Origin of the sequence: Pannonibacter indicus, assembly GCF_001418225.1 — a bacterium.
Lineage (GTDB): Bacteria > Pseudomonadota > Alphaproteobacteria > Rhizobiales > Stappiaceae > Pannonibacter > Pannonibacter indicus.
In genome coordinates this window covers 601,389-624,379 of record NZ_LIPT01000001.1, presented here as the reverse complement: position 1 = coordinate 624,379, position 22,991 = coordinate 601,389, and the positions used below count along the sequence as shown (strand labels likewise).

Here is a 22,991-nt window from a genome sequence, read left to right as displayed (position 1 = left end):
ACGCGATGACACCAGACTGGATCGAGATCGGCAGCCTGTCCGACATTCCCCGCTCGGGCGCCCGTGTCGTCAAGACACCGGCCGGCTGTATCGCCCTGTTCCGCACCGAGGCGGACGAGGTCTATGCGCTGGACGACCGCTGCCCTCACAAGGGCGGCCCGTTGAGCGAGGGCATCGTGCATGGCCGGCATGTCACCTGCCCGCTGCACAACTGGGTGTTTGACCTTGCAACGGGTCTGGCTCAAGGGGCGGATGAGGGGGCTGTAGCCACCACGCCTGCCCGTATCGAGGGCGGGCGGGTGTTCCTCACCCGCGCCGCGCTGACCTTGCATGGCCGGACCGCGCAAGGGGAGAAGCTGGATGGCTGAAACCACCCGCACCGCCTGCCCCTATTGCGGTGTCGGCTGCGGCGTGCTGGCCATCCGGCATGACGATGGCTCCGTCACCGTGAAGGGCGATCCGGAGCACCCTTCCAACTTCGGGCGGCTCTGCTCCAAGGGTTCGGCGCTGGCGGACACGCTGGCGCTGGAGGGCCGGCTGCTGCATCCTGAAATCGGCGGGCGCCGGGCCTCCTGGGATATGGCGCTGGATCTCGTCGCCCGCCGGTTCAGCGAAGCCATCCGCGAGCATGGGCCGGAGAGTGTTGCCATCTACGGCTCCGGCCAGTTGTTGACGGAAGATTATTACGCCGCCAACAAGCTGATGAAGGGTTTCATCGGTTCGGCCAATATCGACACCAACTCGCGCCTGTGCATGGCCTCTTCCGTGGCTGGCCACCGGCGGGCCTTCGGGTCTGATACGGTGCCGGGCAGCTATGAGGATCTGGAAGAGGCAGACCTTGTGGTGCTGGTGGGCTCCAATCTCGCCTGGTGCCATCCGGTGCTGTTCCAGCGGCTGGAGGCAGCCAAGGCGGCGCGGCCTTCCATGCGGGTCGTCACCATCGACCCGCGCCGCACCGCCACCAGCGAACTGGCGGACCTGCATCTCTCCATCCGCCCGGATGGCGACACGGCGCTGTTTGCCGGGCTGCTCGCCTATCTCGACGAAGGCGGGCGCATCGACCGGGCTTATGTGCGCCAGCATGTGAATGGACTGGATGAGGCGCTAGCCATCGCCCGCCAGTGGCCGGTGAGCGCCGTGGCTGCGGCAACGGGGCTTTCTCCGGCCGAAACCGGCGCCTTCTTCGAGCTTTTCGCCCGCACGCCGAAAGTGGTGACGGTCTATAGCCAGGGCGTCAACCAGTCCGTCTCCGGCACGGACAAGGTCAATGCCATCGTCAATGTGCATCTTGCCACGGGCCGCATTGGCAAGCCCGGCATGGGGCCGTTTTCCGTCACCGGCCAGCCCAATGCCATGGGCGGGCGCGAGGTGGGCGGCCTTGCCAACATGCTCGCCGCCCATATGGACCTCGACAATCCGGCGCACCGGGACATCGTGCAGGGCTTCTGGAACGCACCAAAGCTGGCGGCGAGGCCCGGCCTGAAGGCGGTGGAACTGTTCGACGCCATGCATGAGGGCCGCATCAAGGCGGTCTGGATCATGGCCACCAACCCGGTGGACAGCCTGCCGGATGCGGACCGGGTGCGCGAAGCCTTGGGACGCTGCCCCTTCGTCGTGGTATCTGATGTGCTGCGCGACACGGACACCACCCGCCACGCCCATGTGCTGCTGCCTGCCGCTGCCTGGGGCGAGAAGGACGGTACGGTGACCAATTCCGAGCGGCGCATCTCCCGCCAGCGCGCCTTCCTGCCGCTGCCGGGTGAAGTTCTGCCCGACTGGGCCATTATCTCCGCCGTGGCGCGGCGCATGGGGCATGGTGAGGCCTTTGCCTATACGAGTGCGGCAGATATTTTTGCCGAACATGCCGCCCTTTCCGGGGCTGGCAATAACGGCAGCCGGGATTTCGATATCAGCACCCATGCCGGTATCAGCAAGCCGGACTATGACGCGCTGCAGCCCTTCCTCTGGCCCGCGCCCGCAGAAGGAAATGGCCCGGAAAATGGCCGCTTCTTTGCGCAGGGCGGCTTCTTCACGCCCGACCGCAAGGCGCGGATGGTGCCGGTGGCGCCCGCCGCAACCGGACCGGAAGAGGAGGGCCTGCTGACGCTCAACACCGGCCGTATCCGCGATCAATGGCACACCATGACGCGCACCGGCCGGGCAGCGCGGCTGCTGACCCATATCGCCGAGCCCTTCGCCGAAATTCACCCCGAAGACGCCGCAGCGCAGGGCATCGCAGCGGCGGATCTGGTGGAGATTTCCAACGCGCGGGGCAGCGTTCTCGTGCGGGCCGTGGTGACGGACCGGGTGCGCCGGGGCGAGGTTTTCGTGCCGATCCACTGGACCGGGCAATTTTCCGCCCGCGCCCGCATCGACGTTCTGGCCGGGCGCCAGCGCGACCCGTTCTCCGGCCAGCCGGGATTGAAGCGCAATGCGGTGCGTCTTGCTCCGGTTGCTGCCCGCTGGCACGGCTTCGCCGTGCTCTCCCGCGCGCCGGAGCATCTGCCCTTTGCCTATTGGGCGCTTGCGCCGCTGACTGATGTGGGAACGAGCGAGGCGGTGAAGATCGAGTTTGCTACGCTGGACGAGGACACACCGGAAGAGATCGCGGCAAGCCTTTTGCGCCGCTGCGCCCTGGGTGGGGCTGGCAAGCCGGAGCAGACGTCCTTCCATGCAGCCTCTGACGGGCTTTACCGTTGCATGGTCTGGCAGGACGGGGTGCTGGCCGGGGCCGTGTTCCTTGCCCGCACGCCGGTTGCCGTTTCCCGCAGCTGGGCCAGCAGCCTGCCCGGCACGCGGGACGATGGCCCCACCACCCGCTGGAGGCTGCTCGCAGGGCGCCCGGCGGCGGATGTGCCGGAAAAGGGGCCGGTGGTCTGCACCTGCTTCCAGATTGGGGCCAATGAGATCCGCCGCGCTGCGGCTGAGGGCTCTGACACGGTGGCTGCGATCGGCGCCTGCCTGGGCGCTGGCAGCAACTGCGGCTCCTGCCGCCCGGAAATCGCCCGCCTGCTGGCGGAGTGCAAACCCCATGAGGAGGCGCATGACCATGCCGCACGTTCAGCCTGAGACCTCTGGCCTTTCGCCTCGTTCCGCCCGCCCGCAGCGTCCTGCCCGGATGGAGCCTCTGGCCGTGCTGCCGGTGTTCCTGCCGCTCACGGGCCGCAAGGCGGTGCTGGCCGGGGGCGGGGAGCCTGCCGCCTGGAAAGCCGAGCTGCTGCTGGCCGCAGGGGTGGAATTGCATCTCTTCACCGATAGCCCTTGCGAGGATCTGGCGGCGCTGCTGGCGGATCCGGCGCTGAGCCCGCGCATCCATCACGCCTCCCGGCGCTGGCAGCCGGAAGATCTGACCGGTGCGGCCCTCGCCATTGCTGATGCGGAAGATGACGAAGAGGCCGCAGCCTTCTTCGCAGCGGCCCGTGCGGCGGGTGTGCCGGTGAATGTCATCGACCGGCCAGCCTTCTGTCAGTTCCAGTTCGGCGGCATTGTCAACCGTTCGCCGCTGGTCGTCGGCATCTCCACCGATGGCGCGGCACCTGTGCTGGGCCAGACGGTGCGTCAGAAAATCGAAACCCTGCTGCCGCCCGGTCTCTCGCGCTGGGCGCAGCTTGCAGCCCGCATTCGCGCAGTGGTGAGTGAACGGCTGGAAAGCGTGGCCCTCAGGCGGCGCTTCTGGCGGCAGTTCAGCGAAGCCGCCTTTGCGCGTGGAGCGCCGGAACTTGAGGAGGATTTCGGCGCCCTTATCGATCATCTGGCTGAGGAAGCCCCTGCCACCGGTGAGGTGGTTCTGGTGGGTGCAGGGCCAGGCGATGCTGCCCATCTGACGCTTGGCGCGATGCGGGCGCTGCAGTCGGCGGATGTGATCCTGTTTGACGATCTCGTCAGCGCCGAAGTGCTGGAGCTGGCCCGCCGGGAGGCGAAACGCATGCTCGTCGGCAAGCGCGGCGGGCGGGAAAGCTGCGCGCAGGAAGACATCAATGACATGATGGTTTCGCTCGCCCGGCAGGGACGCAAGGTGGTGCGGCTGAAGTCTGGCGATCCGATGGTGTTTGGCCGGGCAGGGGAGGAAATTGCGCGTCTGGAAGCCGAAGGCATCCCCGTTTCCGTGGTGCCGGGCATCACGGCGGCCTCGGCCATGGCGGCGCGGCTGAAGGTGTCGCTCACCCACCGCGATCATGCCCAGAGCCTGCGCCTGATGACAGCCCACTCCCGCCACGGCGGCCTGCCGGACACGCTGGACCTGACAGAGCGCGCCACCTCTGCCGCCACCACGGTGTTCTACATGGGCCGCCGCATGGCAGACGGCTTGCGCCAGCGGCTCCTGTCGGAAGGCGTCTCCCCTGACTTGCCCGTTGTGGCCCACGGCTCCGTCAGCCGCCCGGATGAGAAAATCTGGACCGGCCGTCTTGCAGACCTTTCCAGCACCGCCATGGCCGCCTTCGGGGACGCTCCGGTGCTGATCGGCATAGGGCAAGTTTTTGCGGCGAAGGCTGAAGAAGAGGCGGCATCATCTGAAACGGAGCTGATGCTTCCGCTTTCCCGTCAATCCCGTGCCTGAAGGGGATTGCCGGACCATGAAACACCGGCGGCCCCTTCCAGAAAGCCGTCGCAAAAAGCGCCGCCCGGCGCATGGGGGAGGGCTTTGGCGCTCATCTCCTCCGCGCCGATGCGGCCTTGCACCAGATCATCGAACAGGCTGATCACCTCGAAGAAGCCTTGCGTCTGCGGCGAGAGCCTGAGGCCGCTGACGCCGGCGCTCTTCAGGCGCGGCAGCGTGTGGGCCATGTTGGCGCATTGGGCCGAGAGCGTCTGCACGCCGTTGATGGCCAGAAACTCCTGCCCGTCCAGCGTATCCACCGCCAGCCCGTCCGGATCTTCGGCGCAGACGAACTGGCACTGATCCTTGGCCCGGTCGTGGTAGCGGGCGTGATAGCAGCGGCCGGAAATGGCCAGCGGCAGGCGGCCCCAGCCCCAGACCTCCACCGGCACGGGGTCTGCGGCCGCAGCCAGCCGCTCCACCGACGCCATCGGCAGTTCCGGCGGCAGGCAGAAACGTACGGCACCGCGTGCCTTCAGGAAGGACACGGTTCCCTCGTTGTAGACGTTGATCAGGGGACCCGCCGAAAAGGCGGCGCCTTTCGGCAGATGCGCGAGGGCGGTGATATCATTCACCTCCAGCACAAGGCCCATGTCCGCCAGTTCGGCGGTCTGCTTGCGCTCGCGCTTCAGGGTGACCAGCGCAAGGCTTGTCACTGCCACCTCCTTGCCGCCCTCCTCCAGCCGCTCGATGGCTTCCGGCAGGCGCGTCTGATAGAAGGGCAGGCGCTTGGAACAGACCAGCTCGCCGATGACGGCGCGCTTCACGCCCGGTGTTTCGGCCAGTCTTGCATAGAAATCGCTCCACGCCGCAGCGTCCCAGAAGCCCATCACCGGGCCAACCGTCAGCTCCATCCTGTCATCTCCAGATCTTGTTATAGGCCCCGGCGGTGGAGCTTTGGCCCTCGGTCAGCTGCGCCAGCATGCCGGCCGGCACCGGGCGGCCTGCTTCCAGCGCCTCGATGGCGGCGCGGAAGTTGCGCACCACCTGCGACACATAGGCCCGCGACCGCTGGCGGCCCTCGATCTTCAGCGCCGAAACCCCGGCCCGCGCCAGCGCGGGCAGCAGTTCGGACGCATCAAGGCTTGCCGGGTCTTCGAAGACGTAACCCGTGCGTTTGCCCACCTTGAAACAGCCCTTGCACAGGGTGGGGTAGGGGGCAGCTTCCCCCTTGGCCGAGCGGTGGATGGTGTAGCCGCCCAGCCGTGCTGCCAGATACTGGCCCTCTTCGGCATAGTCCACATGGCTTGCGGGCGAGCACACGCCGTTCATGTTGGGCGAGCGGCTGGTGATATAGGACGACAGGGAGCAGCGCCCCTCCGCCATGACGCAGAGCCCGCCGAAGATGAACACCTCCGTCTCGATGCTGATCTCCCGGTTGATCGCGGCGATTTCTTCCACGCTCAGCACGCGCGGCAGCACCACCCGCTTCACATCGAAGGTCTCTGCATAGAAGTTGATGACATCGGGGTTTGCCGCAGCCGCCTGCACCGACAGATGCCGCCGCAGGCCCGGATGCCGCTCCGCCGCATAGGCGATTAGGCCGAGATCGGCCAGGATCACCGCATCGGCACCTGCCTGTTCCGCATCGGCGACGGCGCGGTGCCACAGGTCCTCGTTTCCGGCGCGGGGGAAGGTGTTGATCGCGACAAGCACCTTTGCCCCGCGTGCATGGGCATATGTGACGCCCGCCGCCAGCTCCTCGCGGGAGAAATTGAGGCCGGGGAAGTTGCGGGCGTTGGTGTCATCGGCAAAGCCGCAATAGATGGCATGGGCTCCGGCATCAGTGGCAGCCCGGAGCGCCGCAGGCGTTCCGGCGGGACAGACGAGCTCCATCATCGGAAAGCCTCCATGGGGGCCGGACGGCTCAGCGGCACGCCGGTCATGGACTGCAGCAGGGCAATCACCCGCTTGGCAGCACCGGCGAGCGGGCCGGTAAGACGGGCGATTTCCGCGCCCAGATCCAGCTCCGCATCGTCAATGGCATTGCGCAGGGCCAGGGCCGCCGAAGTGTCGCCCTCAATGGTGAGATCGCGGGAGAAGAACAGCGCATCTCCGTCCCAGACCCCATGCACCAGTCCGACAAGCGCCGACAGCTTTCCGGTGATGCGCGCATCGGCGGCGGGCGGAACGGCATGCAGGGTGATGGTCAGCGGCTCCTGCGACAGGTCCATCAGGAAGGTCAGCGGCACGTCGCTGGCCGTCAGCGCAAAGCGGCTGTGGCGGTAGGCGCCGAGCCGGCTCATCAGGCCGGGATGGCGCGCCACGATCTGCCGTGCGGCGCCCGTCAGCACGAAAGCCGCAGGTGCAGCGGGGGCAAGGCGCAGGCCGAGGGCCAGAAACGGCGGCATTCCGGGAATGGACGGGGGCTGGCCAGCGCCAGAGGGGCTGTCTGGGCTGATAGTGGGGCTGCTATTGGGGCCGGAAGGGATCATGCGGGGCTCCGTCTGTCGCGTTGCCCGGCACCATAGGCAGCGCAACCGGCGCTGTAGTTGATGCGCATCAACTCCAGCGGCCTATCCCGCCTGTTGCTGATCCTTTTTCTCGCCGTTGGCGTTCAACTGCGCCGTTCCAGAGCCAGCCTGAGGCCGAAGGCGATCAGGACGGAGCCAGTAAGCCCGTCGATGCCGCGGGTGAAGGACGGGCGGCGCAGCAGTCCGGTAATGGGCCGGGTGGCCAGAATGATGACGGCAAACCAGAGCACGCCCATCAGCCCATGGATGGCCGCAAGTCCGGTGCTGAAGGCCGTGACGGGCACATCTGCCGGAATGAACTGCGGCAGGAAGCTGACATAGAAGACGCCGACCTTGGGATTGAGCAGATTGGTCATCAGCCCGCGCCAAAACCAGCCCCGGCTGACGCTCTGGCCTGCGGCAACTTCAGCGGCGGCCTTTTCCAGCTGCGCCGGATCGGCAGGGCGCAGGGCGGCGCGGAGCATCTTGAAGCCCAGCCAAATGAGATAGGCTGCACCGGCATACTGCATCACCCGGTAAGCCGCTTCAGAGACAGCCAGCAGCGCGCCCAGCCCCACGGAGGCGGCAAAGCCCCAGGTCACGACACCGCCGGAGATGCCAAGCCCGGCGGCAAAGGCCTGTTTCGGGCCCTCCACCGTGGCCGTGCGCAGCACCAGCGCCGTATCCAGCCCCGGCGTTAGCGTCATCAGTGCAGCTGCAATCGAAAAGGCGATGATGGCCGATACCGGGTCCATGGCTGTCTCCGCATGACAGAAGGGCAAGCCGTCATATTGCAGCTTTGGCAGGGCAGGCCAAGTGAGAAAAGTTTCACCAAAGCTCGGACAGGTTCACGTCAGCGTTGCGGGTTCTGCCAGAAGTGCCCCGGCGCGTTGGCGGGCGCTTGATGCGCTACAAGCAACCTAAAAAACCGGCCGCAGGGCAAATCTGCCTGCGGCCGGTGTTATCAGATCAGACGCGTTCGATGGCCACGGCGATGCCCTGGCCGACGCCGATGCACATGGTGGCCAGTGCCAGCGAACCGCCGGTTTTGGCCAGCTGCAGGGCGGCGGTGCCGGTGATCCGGGCGCCGGACATGCCGAGCGGGTGGCCGAGGGCGATGGCGCCGCCGTTCGGGTTGACGCGGGCATCATCATCGGCAATGCCGAGGTCGCGCAGCGTGGCAAGGCCCTGCGAGGCGAAGGCCTCGTTCAGTTCGATCACCGACAGCTTGTCCTGGGTGAGGCCGAGGCGGGCCAGCAGCTTCTTGGAAGCCGGGGCCGGTCCGATGCCCATGATGCGCGGCGGCACGCCGGCAGTGGCACCGCCCAGAATCCGGGCAATAGGGGTCAGGCCGTAGCGCTTGGCCGCTTCCGCCGAGGCGATGATGAGTGCGGCGGCACCATCATTCACGCCCGAGGCATTGCCCGCCGTTACCGAACCACCGGCGCGGAACGGCGCCTTGAGGGCGGACAGCGCCTCGATCGTCGTCTCGCGCGGATGCTCGTCCTTGTCCACCACTTTCGGCTCGCCCTTGCGCTGCGGGATCATGACGGGCGTGATTTCCTCTGCAAGGCGGCCATTGGCCTGCGCGGCGGCGGCCTTCTGCTGGCTGCGCAGGGCGAAGGCATCCTGATCGGCACGGGAGATGTTGTAGTCTTCGGCGACGTTCTCCGCCGTTTCCGGCATGGAATCGATGCCATATTGCGCCTTCATCAGAGGGTTGACGAAGCGCCAGCCGATGGTGGTGTCATAGACGGCATTCTCACGGGCGAAGGCGGCGTCGGCCTTGGGCATGACAAAGGGCGCGCGCGACATGCTTTCCACGCCGCCTGCGATGATCAGCTCCGCTTCTCCGGCCTTGATGGCGCGGGCGGCGGCGATCACCGCATCCATGCCCGAGCCGCAGAGCCGGTTCATGGTGGTGCCCGGCACTTCGACCGGCAGACCCGCCAGCAGCAGGCTCATGCGCGCGACGTTGCGGTTGTCCTCGCCCGCCTGGTTGGCGCAGCCGTAGATCACCTCGTCCACCGCACCCCAGTCGACGCTGCGGTTGCGGTCCATCAGCGCCTTCAGCGGAATGGCCCCCAGATCGTCGGCCCGGACGCTTGCCAGAGCACCGGCATAACGGCCGATGGGCGTGCGGATGTAGTCACAGATATATGCGTCGGTCATCATCAAAGCTCCGGAACGGTCAGGTCTGCCACGGGGCCGTCCAGATGCAGCTTTGCACCGGTCTGGGCCTGCAGCGCTTCGAGTGTCAAGGCTGGCAGTTTTTCGCGCAGGACGAAATGCCCCTTTTCGATATCTATGACAGCGAGCGAAGTATAGACACGGGTGACGCAGCCAACGCCGGTGAGCGGCAGTGAGCAGCGCTCCACCAGCTTCGGCTTGCCGTCCTTGGTGACGTGATCAGTGATGACGGCAACGCGCTTGGCGCCATGCACCAGATCCATCGCCCCGCCAACGGCCGGCACGCCCTTCGGGCCCGTGGACCAGTTGGCAAGGTCGCCGTTTTCCGCCACTTCATAGGCGCCGAGGATGGCCACGTCCAGATGGCCGCCGCGCACCATGGCGAAGCTGTCGGCGTGGTGGAAGAAGGCTGCGCCGGGCTTCAGCGTCACCGCCTTCTTGCCCGCGTTGATCAGGTCCCAGTCCTCTTCGCCTTCCGCCGGAGCCTCGCCGAAGCCAAGGATACCGTTTTCGGTGTGGAAGATGGCTTCGCGGCCCGGTGGCTGGAACTTGGCCACCATTTCGGGGAAACCGATTCCGAGGTTCACATAAGCACCATCGGTGATGTCCTGCGCGGCGCGCCAGGCAATCTGGGCGTTGGAGAGCTTGCTGGTCATGGGTGATGGGCTCCTGCGCGGTTGAGGGCTTCCTCCTGCTGAGGGGAGGGCACCTCCACGATCATGTCGACGAAAATGCCGGGGGTGATGACCGTCTCCGGATCAATGCTGCCTGCCTCGACGGCGCGGCTCACCTGCACGATGGTGCAGGCAGCGGCCATGGCCATGACCGGACCGAAGTTGCGTGCGGCCATCCGGTAGGTCAGGTTGCCGTGAGTATCGCCTGTTTCTGCCTTGATCAGCGCGAAGTCAGCCTTCAGCCAGCGCTCCTGCACATAGTGGCGGCCATCGAATTCGGCCACCGGCTTGCCCTTGGCCAGATCCGTGCCATAGGCAGTGGGGGTGTAGAAGGCGGGAATGCCTGCGCCACCGGCGCGGATGCGCTCGGCCAGCGTGCCTTGCGGCACCAGTTCCAGCTCGATCTTGCCGGACAGATACAGCTCGGTAAAAACGCGCGGATCGGCAGAGCGGGGGAAGGAGCAGACCATCTTGGCGACCATGCCCTGCTCGATGAGCGCGGCAATGCCCACATGGCCGTTTCCGGCGTTGTTGTTGATGACCGTCAGGTTCTTGGGGCTGCCGGTTGCGAGATAGCGGTCGATGAGGGCGTGAATGAGCTCGATCGGCGCACCGGAGCCGCCGAAACCGCCGATCATCACCGAGGCGCCGTCCGGAATGCCGGCGACAGCTTCCGCAAGCGTGGCAATTCTCTTGTCCATGAATTTCCTCCCAGGGAGACTTCCGGCCAGGAAGCTACGCTGCCTTGAGGCGGCAGAAAACGGATTTGTGCGGATGTTGACTTTTGTTCAATTCCTGTAATTTTTTGTGCGTATGTTGAACAAGACCGATTTCATAGCGTCGCTCGCCAAGGGGCTCTGCGTACTGGAAGCCTTCCGGGCCGACCGCTCGCGCCTGTCCATCTCCGATGTGGCAGAAGCCACGGGGCTGGACCGGGCCACCGCCCGCCGCTGCCTGCTCACCCTGCACGAGACAGGCTATGCCGATTATGACGGCAAGTTCTTCACCCTGACGCCCAAGGTGCTGCGCCTTGGCATGGGGGCGCTGGCCGCCCTGCCTCTGGCGCAGGTCGTGCAGCCCTGGCTGGATCAGCTTTCCGAGCAGATCGGCCAGTCTGCCTCCGTCGCCATCCGGGATGAATTGGAAATCGTCTATCTCGCCCGGGCCGCGCAGCGCCGGGTGATGTCCATCGGCCTGATGCCGGGCTCCCGCCTGCCGGTGCATTGCACCTCCATGGGCCGCGTGCTGCTGGCGGCGATGCCGGAAGCGGAGGCCGCTGCCCTGATCGAGCGCTGTGATCTGACCCCGCGCACCCCGCGCAGCCTGACGGCACCGCAGGAGATCATGGTCCGTGTCGCCGAGGCGCGGCGGCTGGGCTATGCCATCATCGATCAGGAGGTGGAACTGGGTCTGCGCTCCATCGCCGTGCCGGTCTATTCCTCACGCGGGCTGGTGGTGGCGGCGCTCAACGTGGGGCTTGCAGCCGTGCAGGCCAGCGCGGAGGAACTTCCAGGCCTTTATCTGCAGCCCCTGCTGAAGGTTCAGGAGGGGCTGCGCCGGGTTATTCGCTAAAGTCCGGTCCAGCAATCTTGCCCGCAGCGCTGTGCCGCCAGAGATTGCCGGCATACTAGCATATGAGATTCGCCCTTTGGGCCGTTCGATGATGCGCCGCGTCTGGCCTGCCCAGGTCTATTGTTGAGTTTCCTGCAATTTAATTCGGGCAGCGAAGTAATTTTATTGCTTGGATTGGTCTGACTTCGTTCCAGCGCGCACGTCAGGTGCCCGCCAATTCTCGAAATTTTCCAGAAGCCTCCGCCCTTTTGGATGGGAATGCGCAAGATTGTTGCGCCGATGCGATTGTTGAGAAAAAATCTTGATAAACAGGGCGCGTATTTTCTTGCGCAGTGCGCTAGTGTGTTTCATCAAGCTCCCGTGGTTCATGGAATCCGTCCTCAGCGGAAGGGTGATGAAGCCTCGGGGCTGGGGGACGGAAAAGCCATTTTCTATATCGAGGTACGGGATGAAGATTGGATCACCGCGCGAGGTCATTGACGGGGAAGCGCGCGTCGCGATGACCCCGGACAGTGCCGCGCACCTGCAGAAGCTCGGCTACAGCTGTGTCATCGAAAGCGGCGCGGGCAAAGCCGCCGGTTTTTCTGACGAAGCCTACCGCAAGGCCGGTGTGGAAGTTGCAGCTTCGGCTGCCGACCTTTTCGCCGCTGCGGACATCATCGCCAAGGTGCGCCCGCCGCTGGAAAGCGAAGTGGCGCTGCTCGGCGAAGGCAAGACGCTGATTTCCTTTTTCTATCCGGCGCAGAACAAGGACCTGCTGGAAAAGGCGAAGGCCACCGGCGCCAATGTGATCGCCATGGACATGGTGCCGCGCATCTCGCGCGCCCAGAAGATGGACGCCCTGTCCTCCATGGCCAACATCGCCGGTTACCGCGCCGTGATCGAGGCCGGAAACAACTTCGGCCGCTTCTTCACCGGACAGGTGACGGCGGCAGGCAAGATCCCGCCCGCCAAGGTTCTGATCATCGGTGCAGGTGTCGCCGGCCTTGCCGCCATCGGCACCGCCACTTCGCTGGGTGCGGTCACCTATGCCTTCGACGTTCGCCCTGAAGTGGCCGAGCAGATCGAATCCATGGGCGCCGAGTTCGTCTATCTGGACTTCGACGACCAGGTGCAGGACGGCGCGGCCACCGGTGGCTATGCGGCTCCCTCATCGCCAGAGTTCCGCGAGAAGCAGCTGGAGAAGTTCCGCGAGCTGGCGCCGGACATGGACATCGTCATCACGACGGCGCTCATCCCGGGCCGCGATGCGCCCAAGCTGTGGCTGGCCGACATGGTTGCGGCCATGAAGCCGGGTTCGGTCATCGTTGACCTTGCTGCCGAGCGCGGCGGCAACTGCGAACTGACCGTCGCCGACCAGCGCGTCGTCTCTGACAATGGCGTCATCGTCATTGGCTACACGGACTTCCCGAGCCGCATGGCCGCCCAGTCTTCGACGCTTTATGCCACCAACATCCGTCACATGATGACCGACCTGACCCCCGCCAAGGACGGGCAGCTTGTGCACAACATGGAAGATGACGTGATCCGCGGTGCGACCGTCACCTTCAAGGGCGACATCACATTCCCGCCTCCGCCGCCGAAAGTGCAGGCCATCGCCGCACAGAAACCGAAGGAGAAGCCGAAGGAACTGACGCCGGAAGAAAGGCGGGCACAGGAAGCGGCCGCCTTCAAGGCGCAGACGCGCAATCAGGTGGCGCTTCTGGCTGGCAGCGGTGCGCTCATCCTGCTGGCCGGTCTCTTCGCTCCGGCGAGCTTCATGAGCCACTTCATCGTCTTCGTGCTGGCCTGTTTCGTCGGCTTCCAGGTCATCTGGAATGTCTCGCACTCGCTGCACACACCGCTGATGGCCATCACCAATGCCATCTCCTCTATCATCATTCTGGGCGCCCTGATGCAGGTTGGCTCCGGCAGCTTCCTCGTGATCCTGCTGGGTGCGCTGTCGGTGTTCATGGCCGGTATCAACATCTTCGGCGGGTTCCTGGTGACCCGGCGCATGCTTGCCATGTTCCAGAAGTCGTAAGAGGGCGGGAGAGACACGATGGAATATGGTTTCACCACAGCCGCTTACGTTGTTGCGGCAGTACTTTTCATTCTCTCGCTCGGCGGCCTCTCGGGGCAGGAAAGCGCCAAGCGCGCCGTCTGGTACGGCATCGCCGGCATGGGCCTTGCGGTTGCCGCAACGCTCATCGGGCCGGGCTCGGGCCTGTGGCTCCTCTCCGTGCTGCTGATCGCGGCAGGCGGTGCCATCGGCTGGGTGGTCGCGCAGCGCGTCCAGATGACCGAAATGCCGCAGCTCGTGGCCGCCATGCACTCGCTGGTCGGCCTTGCGGCGGTCTTCATCGGCTACAACGCCCACATCGAACTGGTGCGCGTGCTGGCGATGGACGAGGCCACCCGCGCCTCGCTTGAGGGCTTTGCCGCCGTGCTGGCCCACAAGAACGGTGTCGAGCAGATCATTCTCAAGGTCGAGGTGTTCCTCGGCGTCTTCATCGGTGCGGTCACCTTCACCGGTTCCGTCATTGCCTTCGGCAAGCTGGCGGGCAAGGTGGACAGCAAGGCCACGAAGCTGCCGGGCGGCCATGCGCTGAATGCCAGCGCTGCGGCCCTATCGCTGATCCTGCTGTTCATGTATGTGAACGGCGCGGGCATCTGGACGCTGATCCTGATGACGCTGCTGGCCTTCTTCATCGGCTACCACCTGATCATGGGCATCGGCGGCGCTGACATGCCGGTGGTCGTGTCCATGCTGAACAGCTACTCGGGCTGGGCGGCTGCTGCCATCGGCTTTTCGCTGTCGAACGATCTGCTGATCGTCGTCGGCGCGCTGGTCGGCTCCTCGGGCGCGATCCTGTCCTACATCATGTGCAAGGCGATGAACCGCTCCTTCGTGTCGGTCATCCTGGGCGGCTTCGGCGGCACCACGGGGCCGGCCATGGAAATCGCGGGCGAGCAGATCGCCATCGATGCGGAAGGCGTGGCCTCGGCCCTCAACGATGCGGACAGCGTCATCATCGTCCCGGGCTACGGCATGGCCGTGGCGCAGGCCCAGCAGGCCGTGTCGGAACTGACCCGCAAGCTGCGGGCCGCCGGCAAGGAAGTGCGCTTCGCCATCCATCCGGTGGCAGGCCGTCTGCCGGGCCACATGAACGTGCTCCTCGCCGAGGCCAAGGTGCCCTACGACATCGTGCTGGAAATGGACGAGATCAACGAGGATTTCCCGAACACCGACGTGGTGATTGTCATTGGCTCCAATGACATCGTCAATCCGGCGGCCCAGGAAGACCCGAACTCGCCAATCGCCGGCATGCCTGTTCTGGAAGTGTGGAAGGCCAAGCAGGTCTTCGTCTCCAAGCGCGGCCAGGGCACGGGCTACTCCGGCATCGAGAACCCGCTGTTCTACAAGGAGAACACGCGCATGTTCTACGGCGACGCCAAGAAGTCCGTAAGCGAACTGCTGCCGATGATCAAGTAAGATCCTTCAACCGGATCATCAGGGCGGAGCGGGCAACCTCTCCGCCCTTTGTTTTGTTGGGGGGAAGGTGGTAAACGGCGGGTGCCACTGAGCGCCGCGCTGGCCGCATCCGCGATGCCTGCCCCACCCACCGCGCCGTCCCGGCCTCCGTGCCGGGACCTGTCAGGGACGCAATGCGGTTGATCTTTCCTTCGGACGCAGAGCATCCGTTTTGGACAGACCCTGCCCGCCCTACAGGCCCCGGCGCAAGGCCGGGGCGGCGCGGAGAGGGACTATCGGGGAGTTCCCATCCCCCTCACGCCGAAGCCCCCCGCAGCAACCGGAAGCCTGTGTCGAGGCGGGTGGGGGTGGGGGTGCCTTGGAAGCGGGAGAGGATCATGGCGGCGGCCTGCTCGCCGATGCCGGTGCGGCCGGATTCGATGGTGGTGAGCGGGCAGGGCAGCTGCTGGCCGATGTCGAGGCCGTTGAAGCCGCAGATGGCAAGGTCGCCGGGCACATCAAGGCCTGCCGCCATGCAGTGGAAGATGCCGCCGACGGCCATGTCGTCGTTGGAATAGCATATGGCTTGCGGCCGTTGCGGAGCCTCAGCCAGCAGCCGGGCGGTCAGGTCCCGGCCAAGCGCCACGGAGGAGGGGGCGGGGGCGGTGAGTTCCGCGGTGATGGTGGCACCCGTCTCTCTTGCGGCGGCAAGGAAACCCTCGCGCCGTTTGCCGGCGCGCCGGTCGGCCTCAAGGTCGTGGCCGATATAAGCGAGACGCTCATAGCCCCGGCCCGTCAGATAATAGCCGAGCGCCTTGCCAGCCTGAACCTGTGAGATTCCGGCGGCCATGTCGATGGGCTCGATGTCGCAATCCATGATCTCGACAATGGGCACATCCGCCTGCTCCAGCATCTTGCGGCTGATGTCCGTCAGGCTCGCCGTGCCGATGACGAGCGCGGCCGGGCGCCAGGCTAGGATGGTGCGGATCATCACCTCCTCGCGCTCCGGCAGATAGTCGGAGACGCCGAGAATAGTATGGTATCCGGCAGCGGTCAGGCGGCTTTCGAGGCCTTGCAGAACCTGCGGAAACACGTTGTTGGTGAGGGAGGGGACGATGACGCCGATCTGGTTGGAGGCAGCTCCCGCCAGCGATCCGGCGATCCTGTTGGGCAGATAGCCGAGCTGCTGGGCCGCTTCCGCCACCTTCTTCTGTGTCTGCGGGGCCACATTGGCGCCATTGCGCAGCGCCCGCGAGGCGGTGATTTCACTGACACCGGCCAGTTCGGCCACCTGACTGAGCTTCACACGCTTCATGCTGCATCATCCGCGCTGGATTGGCCAGTGAACGGAGAGTGACAGAAATGATCAGCGCTGTCATTTGCAGAATTTACGGAAACTTGCGGTTATCCGCTGAAATCGTGGTGTGCATTTGATCGGCTTTGATGGATTGACAGCGCTGTCATTCCTGAACTACCGTTTCATCCATGCCGGTCTGGGAGGTCCGGCGCGCAGGCCCGTGATGTCATCCGGGCTTGCCAGCTCAGGTCTGCCCGGCCGGAAAGGCGGGGCGCGTCTGTCCGGTGGTCCGGGCAGGCAGTCAGGGAGGAAAACCGCCGTGTTTCATTTCAGGAATCTGATGATCGCTGCCAGCGCACTGGCGCTCACCGCAGGTGCTGCCCAGGCGCAGGAAGTCATCACCGTCGCCCATGCCATTTCCGCCCAGTCGCATTATGGCGCTGGCGCGCGCGCCTTCATCGCCAAGCTGGAAGAACTGTCCGGCGGCAAATACACCGGCAAGGAAGCGCCGGCCGGCACGCTCGGCGGCGAGCGTGACATGATCGAGGGCCTGCAGATCGGCTCCATCGACGTGGTGATCACGTCCAGCGGCCCGCTCGGCAACTTCGTGCCGGAAGTCTATGCCCTCGACCTGCCGTTCCTCTTCCGCGACTATGAGCATGCCCGCAAGACGCTGGACGGTGAAGTCGGGCAGGAACTGCTGGCCAAGATCGGCGAGAACAATCTTGTTGGCCTCGCCTGGTCGGAAAACGGCTTCCGCCACATCACCAATTCCAAGACTGCAATCTCCGGGCCGGATGACCTGAAGGGTCTGAAGGTGCGCACCATGGAAAACAAGGTGCACATGAAGGCCTTCACCGACATGGGGGCCGCGCCGACGCCGATGGCCTTCCCGGAAGTCTTCGCCGCGCTGCAGCAGGGCGTGGTGGACGGGCAGGAAAACCCGATCCCGGTGATCACCGCCTCCAAGTTCTGGGAAGTGCAGAAGCACATCTCGCTCACCGGCCACGTCTATTCCCCGGCCATCGTGCTGGCTTCGCCCATCCGCATGGATGGCCTGAGCGAGGAAGAACGCGGCTGGTTCATGGAAGCGGCCAAGGCCTCTGTCGCGGCCACCCGCGCCGAAGTGGACAAGCAGGAGGCCGAGGGCGTGCAGCTGATGAAGGACAACGGCATGGAAGTGACCATGACTGTTGACAAGGAAGCCTTCGCCAAGATCGCCGAACCCTCCTACGAGATCTACACCAGCCAGTACGGCCCGGAGATGATCGAGCGCATCCGCGCCGTGCAGTAAGGCTTTTCCAGCGGTCCAGATGTGCCCGGGCCGCTCTCAAGACACCCCGGCGGGCTGCCGGCCGTTATGCGCCGGCAGCCCGTTCCCTTCCTGTCGGGTGAGGCGTCATCATGTCCTTCTTCCTCAAAATCGATGAAATCCTGTCGGAAACGGCCTTGCGGCTGGCGATGGTGTTTCTGGTCATCGCCACGGTCATGGCGCTGTATCAGGTGACGACCCGCTTCGTCTTCGGCACGCCCTCCACCTGGTCGGAAGTTGCCGCCCGTTCCGCGATCATCTGGTGCGTCTTCCTGGGTGCGGCCGGGGCCATCCGCAGCGGCTCGATGATCTCGATGGAAATCGTCCAGCGGTCGCTGCCGCGCCGCCTTGGCCTTGCGCTCTATCAGCTGGCGATGCTGCTCTCCTTCGTCTTCTTCGTCATCCTGTTCTGGCAGGGCTGGAATATGACCGGGCGCGTGATGCGCCAGACGCTCGCGGCCCTCGAGATTTCCATCGCCTGGGTCTATGCGGCGCTGCCGGTCGGGGCGGTGTTTGCCTGCATTGCCATCCTCGGCGCCATGCTGCGCGCCGCACGCGATGGCCTGCCGGGTGAAGCGCCTGTGGAAGGAGCGCAGGGATGAATGCCGTCATTGCCGTCTCGCTGCTGATCTTCTTTTTCATGGGCGTGCCGATTGCCATTGCCATCGGCCTTGCCTCCATCGCCGGCATCCAGTTTGGCAGCAATCTGCCGCTGCTGCTGGTGGCGCAGCGCATGTTTGTCGGGCTGGACAGTTTTCCGCTGATGGCCATCCCGCTCTTCATCCTCGCGGGCAATCTCATGTCCGCAGGCGGCATTTCGCGGCGGCTGGTGGAACTGGCCAAGGCGCTGGTCGGCGGCATCCAGGGCGGGCTGGCCTGCTCCTGCGTGCTCACCTGCATGATGTTTGCCTCCGTCTCCGGCTCTTCCGTCGCCACCACCTTTGCCATCGGCTCCATCCTCATCCCGGCGATGGTGAAGCATGGCTATGGCAAGCCGCTGGCCGCCTCCATTCAGGCCAGCTCGGCCGAACTCGGCGTTCTGATCCCGCCGTCCATTCCGCTCATCCTCTATGGCGTGTCCACGGAAACCTCGGTGGGCCAGCTCTTCATCGCCGGTTTCGGCCCCGGCCTGCTGGTGGCCAGCGCGCTGATGCTGACGGTGCTGGTCATCTGCCGCCTGCGCGGCATCGGCACCCATGATGGCGATGACCGGCAGGTGCTGTGGCCCGCCTTTGTCAATGCGGTGCCGGCGCTGCTGGTGCCCTTCGTCATCATCGGCGGTATCTATGCGGGCGTGTTCACGCCGACGGAAGCCTCTGTTGCCGCCGTGGCCTGTGCTGTTGTTGTTGGCATGATCTGTTACCGGGAACTGCCGCTGAAGGCGCTGCCGGGCATCCTGCGCCAGACGGTGATCTCCACCACCACAATCATGCTCATCATCTCCGCGGCGGCGCTGTTCTCCTTCCTCATCGCCCGCTCCGGCCTGCCGGGCGAGGTGGCGAACTGGATCAAGACCGTCTTCTCCGAGCCCTGGTCCTTCCTGCTGGCGGTCAACGTGCTGCTGCTGATTGTCGGCATGTTCATCGAGACCTCTGCCGCCATTCTGGTGCTGGCGCCGATCCTGACGCCGGTGGCGGTCAGCTTCGGCATCAATCCGGTGCATTTCGGCCTGGTGGTCGTCGTCAATCTGGCGCTCGGCATGATCACGCCGCCGCTCGGGGTCAATCTCTTCGCGGCCTGTGCCGTGGCGAAGATCCCGCTGGAAAAGATCATTCCGCAGCTCATCTGGTTCGTGCTGGTGGTGTTCTGCTGCCTGATGCTGATCACCTACATCCCGGCGATCACGCTGTGGCCGGTCGAAATCTTCATGGGGTCCTGATCATGGTTCTGAATGTTGCGGTCGTGGGGCTTGGCTCGATGGGCTACGGCATGGCGCAGTCGCTGCTGCGGGCCGGTCACAGGGTGCATGGGACGGATGTGAATGCCGCCGCCGTCTCCCGTTTGATGGCGGAAGGCGGGCAGGCGGCGAGCGCCGCCGGCACGGCTCCGCTGACCGATGTGCTGGTCGTCGTGGTGCTGAATGCGGCGCAGACGGAAACGGTGCTCTTCGGCGCCGAGGGCTGGGCGGACCGCATGCGCAAGGGTACCACCATCATCTCTTGCGCCACCGTGGCCCCGTCCTTTGCCAAGGATATGGCAGCGCGCTGTGCGGGCCTCGGGCTGCATTATCTTGATGCGCCGATTTCCGGCGGTGCGGCCAAGGCGGCGGCGGGCAAACTGTCGATCATGGCCTCGGGCTCGCAGGAAGCTTTCAACGGTGCAAGGCCTGCGCTTGATGCCATGGCCGAAACCGTCTTTGACCTCGGCAGTGAGCCGGGGGCAGGCTCGGCCATGAAGGCCGTGAACCAGCTTCTCGCCGGGGTGCATATCGCCGCCATGGGCGAGGCGCTGACTTTCGGCATGACGCAGGGGCTGGAGCCGGGCCGCATTGTCGAAGTCATCTCCAGATGCGCCGGCACGTCCTGGATGTTTGAAAACCGCGCGCCGCATGTGGTTGATGGTGACTATACGCCCCGCTCAGCCATCAATATCTGGCCGAAGGATCTCGGTATCGTGCTGGGCATTGCCGCGGAAGCGCGGTTTGGCGCGCCGCTGACGGCCGCCGCCCTGCAACAGTTCATGGCCGCCGCAGGCTCCGGTCTTGGCGGCGAGGATGATGCCGCGGTGGCCAAGGTCTATGCCCGCAACGCCGGGCTCACCCTGCCGGGAGGCGCATGATGCTGCTGGGCTGTATTGGCGACGATTTCACCGGCTCCAGCGATCTGGCCAACACGCTGGCGAAGCAAGGCATGCGCACGGTGCAATATACCGGCGTGCCGGATGCCCCCGCCGCGCCGGATGTGGAAGCCGGTGTTGTGGCACTCAAGTCCCGCTCCATCCCTGCCGCCGAGGCTGTGGCCCTGTCGCTGAAGGCGCTGGACTGGCTGAAGGCGCAGGGCTGCCGCCAGTTCCTGTTCAAATATTGCTCCACCTTCGACAGCACGGATGAGGGCAACATCGGTCCGGTGGCCGAGGCGCTGGCGGCTGCGCTGGAGGAAGAGGCGGTGATCTTCTGCCCGGTGTTTCCGGCCACAGGCCGCACGCTGGTGCATGGGCATCTCTTCGTCGGCGGCCGCCTGCTCAGCGAAAGCGGCATGCAGCACCATCCGCTGACCCCCATGACCGATCCGGACATCCGCCGCGTGCTCGCCCGTCAGGTGAAGGGCGGCGTCGGTCACGTGTCCTACGCGGAGGTGGCCAAAGGTGCGGCGGCCGTCGAGGCAGCGCTTAAGCGCGAGAGCGGGGCAGGGCGGGGGCTGATCGTGGTGGATGCGCTGTCGGATGAGGATCTGATGACCATCGGCGAGGCCGCAGCCAGCCGCAAGCTGGTGACCGGCGGCTCCGGCATTGCCATGGGTCTTCCGGCCAACTTCCGCAAGGCGGGCCTTATCAGCGGGGCTTCTTCCGGCTGGCAGGGGCAGGTCCAAGGCAGGGCGGCAGCCGTCTGCGGTTCCTGCTCGGTGATGACGCAGCAACAGGTTGCTGCCCACAGGCAGACGAGCCCGGCCTTCGAGATTGATGCGGACAAGGTGATCGCCGGGGAACTGACCGCGCAGGCGGTGGCGGACTGGTGCCTTGCGCAGCAGGGGCTGCCGCTCGCCTATTCCTCCGCAGATCCCGCCCGTGTGCGCGCCGTGCAGGAGCGGCACGGCAAGGAAAAGGCCGCCGCCGCGCTGGAAGGCTTCTTCGCGGAACTGGCGCGCAGCCTCGTGGCGGGCGGCGTTACCCGGCTGATCAGCGCAGGCGGGGAAACCTCCGGCGCCGTGGTGGAGGGGCTGAAGCTTGGCACGCTGGAAATCGGGCCGGAGATTGATCCGGGTGTTCCGGCCATGCGGGCGGGCCCGGGGCTTGTCATTGCGCTCAAATCCGGCAACTTCGGTGCGGAAGACTTTTTCGCCAAGGCCGCAAGGCGGCTGGAGGGGCAGGCATGAGCAGCGAGGCGCGCCTGAGGGAACAGGTCTGCGCGATGGCCCGCTCCATTTTCGAGCGCGGCCTCACCGGCGGTTCTTCGGGCAACATATCGGTGCGCACGGAAGATGGCGGCTTGCTGGTTACACCTACTGGCAGCTCCATGGGCAGTCTTGACCCCGCCCGCCTCAGCCGGTTTGACGCAACCGGGCGCCTCATTGGCGGGGACGAGCCCACCAAGGAAATGCCGTTGCATGCCGCCTTTTATGAAACCCGCAGCACGGCTGGGGCGGTGGTGCATCTCCATTCCTGCCATTCGGTGGCCCTGTCGCTGCTGCCGGACACGGACCCGGACAACATGCTGCCGCCGCTGACGGCCTATGGCGTGATGAAGCTGGGCAAGGTGGTGATGCTGCCGTATTTCATGCCCGGCGATCCGGCCATGGGCGATGCCATCCGTGGCCTTGCGGGTAAGCGATCCGCCGTCATGCTGGCCCATCATGGCCCCGTCGTGGCGGGCAAGGATCTGGAATCCGCCGTCTATGCCATCGAGGAGCTGGAAGAGACGGCAAAGCTTGCGCTGCTGACGCGCGGGCTCAATCCGAAGCTGCTCACGGACGCGCAGATCCGCGGTCTGGTGACGAAGTTCAATGTGGAGTGGGACTGATGCCGCGTTATTCCGCCAATCTCGGCTTTCTGTGGTCCGCCCTGCCGCTGCCGCAGGCGATCCGCGCCGCAAAGGCCGCCGGTTTTGATGCGGTGGAATGCCACTGGCCCTATGATACGCCCGCTGACGATGTGAAGGCTGCGCTTCACGAGACCGGCCTGAAAATGCTGGGCCTCAACACCCGCCGGGGGGACGTGGCCGCCGGTGACAACGGTCTCGCTGCCCTTCCGGGCAGTGAGGCGGAGGCCCGCGCCGCCATCAGCGAGGCCATCACCTATGCCGCCGCCATCGGTTGCGGCGCCGTGCATGTGATGGCGGGCAAGGCCCCGGTGACGGATGCTTCCGAAGCCACCTTCCGCGCCAATCTCGCCTATGCCGCGGAACTGGCCGCGCCGCATGGTATCACCATCCTGATCGAGCCGCTGAACCGCTACGATGCGCCGGGATACTTTCTCAGCAATGCCGGTCAGGCACTGTCCATCATCGCCGCCGTGGGCGCGCCGAACCTCAAGCTGATGTTCGACTGCTACCACATCCAGATTCAGCAGGGCGATGTGCTGCGCCGGCTTGAGGCAGCGCTCCCCCATGTCGGCCATATCCAGATTGCCGCCGTGCCCGACCGGGGCGAGCCTGACCGGGGTGAACTGGACTACCGCTGGCTCCTCCCGCGCATCGACGCCCTCGGCTGGTCCACCCCCATCGGCGCCGAATACCGCCCGCGCGGTGGTTCCGTGGAAGAGGGGCTTGGCTGGCGGGAACTGTGAAGC

Annotated in this window: 22 protein-coding genes; 14 read left to right on the top strand and 8 right to left on the bottom strand. The window is 65.5% G+C overall.

The genetic code is table 11. The features are described 5' to 3' along the window. Positions 1-5 precede the first annotated feature (5 nt). From nirD to cysG, 3 genes are read left to right on the top strand one after another with little or no spacing between them, the layout of a single operon-like run. Complete coding sequence (nirD, locus tag ASC48_RS02800; protein ID WP_055454340.1) at positions 6-368, top strand: nitrite reductase small subunit NirD; 363 nt, start codon at positions 6-8, stop codon at positions 366-368. After that, complete coding sequence (locus tag ASC48_RS02795) at positions 361-3,069, top strand: nitrate reductase (RefSeq protein ID WP_055454257.1); 2,709 nt, start codon at positions 361-363, stop codon at positions 3,067-3,069. The genes nirD and ASC48_RS02795 overlap by 8 nt, the downstream gene beginning before the upstream one ends. After that, entirely contained in the window at positions 3,044-4,558 is a 1,515-nt protein-coding gene (gene cysG / locus ASC48_RS02790; RefSeq protein ID WP_055454256.1) for a siroheme synthase CysG, read from the top strand. Before ASC48_RS02795 ends, cysG begins: the two co-directional genes overlap by 26 nt. Here cysG and ubiV read toward each other — a convergent pair. The 7 genes from ubiV to ASC48_RS02755 form a co-directional block, all read right to left on the bottom strand. Then, on the bottom strand, positions 4,543-5,451 hold the full coding sequence (gene ubiV / locus ASC48_RS02785; protein ID WP_055454255.1) for a ubiquinone anaerobic biosynthesis protein UbiV: 909 nt from the start codon (positions 5,449-5,451) through the stop codon (positions 4,543-4,545). The genes cysG and ubiV overlap by 16 nt on opposite strands. Positions 5,452-5,455: 4 nt before the next feature. Next, positions 5,456-6,433, bottom strand: coding sequence for a ubiquinone anaerobic biosynthesis protein UbiU (ubiU, locus tag ASC48_RS02780; RefSeq protein WP_055454339.1), 978 nt, complete (start codon positions 6,431-6,433; stop codon positions 5,456-5,458). Continuing rightward, complete coding sequence (ubiT, locus tag ASC48_RS02775) at positions 6,433-7,032, bottom strand: ubiquinone anaerobic biosynthesis accessory factor UbiT (RefSeq protein WP_208975498.1); 600 nt, start codon at positions 7,030-7,032, stop codon at positions 6,433-6,435. The genes ubiU and ubiT overlap by 1 nt, the downstream gene beginning before the upstream one ends. 122 nt (positions 7,033-7,154) lie before the next feature. Continuing rightward, positions 7,155-7,805, bottom strand: coding sequence for a LysE family translocator (locus ASC48_RS02770; protein ID WP_055454253.1), 651 nt, complete (start codon positions 7,803-7,805; stop codon positions 7,155-7,157). A gap of 214 nt (positions 7,806-8,019) precedes the next feature. Then, entirely contained in the window at positions 8,020-9,222 is a 1,203-nt protein-coding gene (pcaF, locus tag ASC48_RS02765; protein WP_055454338.1) for a 3-oxoadipyl-CoA thiolase, read from the bottom strand. Positions 9,223-9,224: 2 nt separating this feature from the next. Next, positions 9,225-9,896: a 3-oxoacid CoA-transferase subunit B gene (locus tag ASC48_RS02760; RefSeq protein WP_055454252.1), complete on the bottom strand. Its 672-nt coding sequence runs from the start codon at positions 9,894-9,896 to the stop codon at positions 9,225-9,227. After that, positions 9,893-10,615, bottom strand: coding sequence for a 3-oxoacid CoA-transferase subunit A (locus ASC48_RS02755; RefSeq protein WP_055454251.1), 723 nt, complete (start codon positions 10,613-10,615; stop codon positions 9,893-9,895). The genes ASC48_RS02760 and ASC48_RS02755 overlap by 4 nt, the downstream gene beginning before the upstream one ends. A 112-nt stretch (positions 10,616-10,727) precedes the next feature. On the opposite strand from ASC48_RS02755, the gene ASC48_RS02750 reads away from it, so the two are divergent. From ASC48_RS02750 to ASC48_RS02740, 4 genes are all read left to right on the top strand, one after another. Next, positions 10,728-11,486 (top strand): IclR family transcriptional regulator domain-containing protein, encoded by a 759-nt coding sequence (locus ASC48_RS02750; RefSeq protein ID WP_055454337.1) that lies wholly within the window; start codon positions 10,728-10,730, stop codon positions 11,484-11,486. A gap of 258 nt (positions 11,487-11,744) precedes the next feature. Continuing rightward, entirely contained in the window at positions 11,745-11,966 is a 222-nt protein-coding gene (locus tag ASC48_RS19460; protein ID WP_141658852.1) for a hypothetical protein, read from the top strand. Beyond that, a complete protein-coding gene (locus ASC48_RS02745; protein ID WP_055454250.1) occupies positions 11,935-13,509 on the top strand; it encodes a Re/Si-specific NAD(P)(+) transhydrogenase subunit alpha in 1,575 nt (524 codons plus the stop codon). The genes ASC48_RS19460 and ASC48_RS02745 overlap by 32 nt, the downstream gene beginning before the upstream one ends. Before the next feature lie 18 nt (positions 13,510-13,527). Continuing rightward, positions 13,528-14,961: an NAD(P)(+) transhydrogenase (Re/Si-specific) subunit beta gene (locus tag ASC48_RS02740; RefSeq protein WP_055454249.1), complete on the top strand. Its 1,434-nt coding sequence runs from the start codon at positions 13,528-13,530 to the stop codon at positions 14,959-14,961. Positions 14,962-15,256: 295 nt separating this feature from the next. Here the strand turns inward: ASC48_RS02740 and ASC48_RS02735 are convergent, their stop codons facing one another. After that, positions 15,257-16,255, bottom strand: coding sequence for a LacI family DNA-binding transcriptional regulator (locus ASC48_RS02735; RefSeq protein WP_055454248.1), 999 nt, complete (start codon positions 16,253-16,255; stop codon positions 15,257-15,259). Positions 16,256-16,556: 301 nt separating this feature from the next. Here ASC48_RS02735 and ASC48_RS02730 point away from each other — a divergent pair, with 301 nt between their 5' ends. The 7 genes from ASC48_RS02730 to ASC48_RS02700 all read left to right on the top strand — a co-directional run bounded on the left by ASC48_RS02730 (position 16,557) and on the right by ASC48_RS02700 (position 22,988). Further along, positions 16,557-17,531, top strand: a complete 975-nt coding sequence (locus ASC48_RS02730; protein WP_244269984.1) for a TRAP transporter substrate-binding protein — start codon at positions 16,557-16,559, stop codon at positions 17,529-17,531. A gap of 110 nt (positions 17,532-17,641) precedes the next feature. Next, the gene (locus ASC48_RS02725) at positions 17,642-18,151 is read left to right on the top strand and encodes a TRAP transporter small permease (RefSeq protein WP_055454246.1); all 510 of its coding nucleotides are present in this window, start codon (positions 17,642-17,644) and stop codon (positions 18,149-18,151) included. Beyond that, the gene (locus ASC48_RS02720) at positions 18,148-19,428 is read left to right on the top strand and encodes a TRAP transporter large permease (RefSeq protein ID WP_055454245.1); all 1,281 of its coding nucleotides are present in this window, start codon (positions 18,148-18,150) and stop codon (positions 19,426-19,428) included. Before ASC48_RS02725 ends, ASC48_RS02720 begins: the two co-directional genes overlap by 4 nt. Positions 19,429-19,430: 2 nt before the next feature. Further along, positions 19,431-20,327, top strand: coding sequence for an L-threonate dehydrogenase (ltnD, locus tag ASC48_RS02715; protein ID WP_055454244.1), 897 nt, complete (start codon positions 19,431-19,433; stop codon positions 20,325-20,327). Continuing rightward, the gene (gene otnK / locus ASC48_RS02710; protein ID WP_055454336.1) at positions 20,327-21,580 is read left to right on the top strand and encodes a 3-oxo-tetronate kinase; all 1,254 of its coding nucleotides are present in this window, start codon (positions 20,327-20,329) and stop codon (positions 21,578-21,580) included. The genes ltnD and otnK overlap by 1 nt, the downstream gene beginning before the upstream one ends. Further along, positions 21,577-22,224, top strand: a complete 648-nt coding sequence (gene otnC / locus ASC48_RS02705; RefSeq protein ID WP_055454243.1) for a 3-oxo-tetronate 4-phosphate decarboxylase — start codon at positions 21,577-21,579, stop codon at positions 22,222-22,224. Before otnK ends, otnC begins: the two co-directional genes overlap by 4 nt. Next, positions 22,224-22,988: a hydroxypyruvate isomerase family protein gene (locus ASC48_RS02700; protein ID WP_055454242.1), complete on the top strand. Its 765-nt coding sequence runs from the start codon at positions 22,224-22,226 to the stop codon at positions 22,986-22,988. The genes otnC and ASC48_RS02700 overlap by 1 nt, the downstream gene beginning before the upstream one ends. Positions 22,989-22,991: the final 3 nt, after the last annotated feature.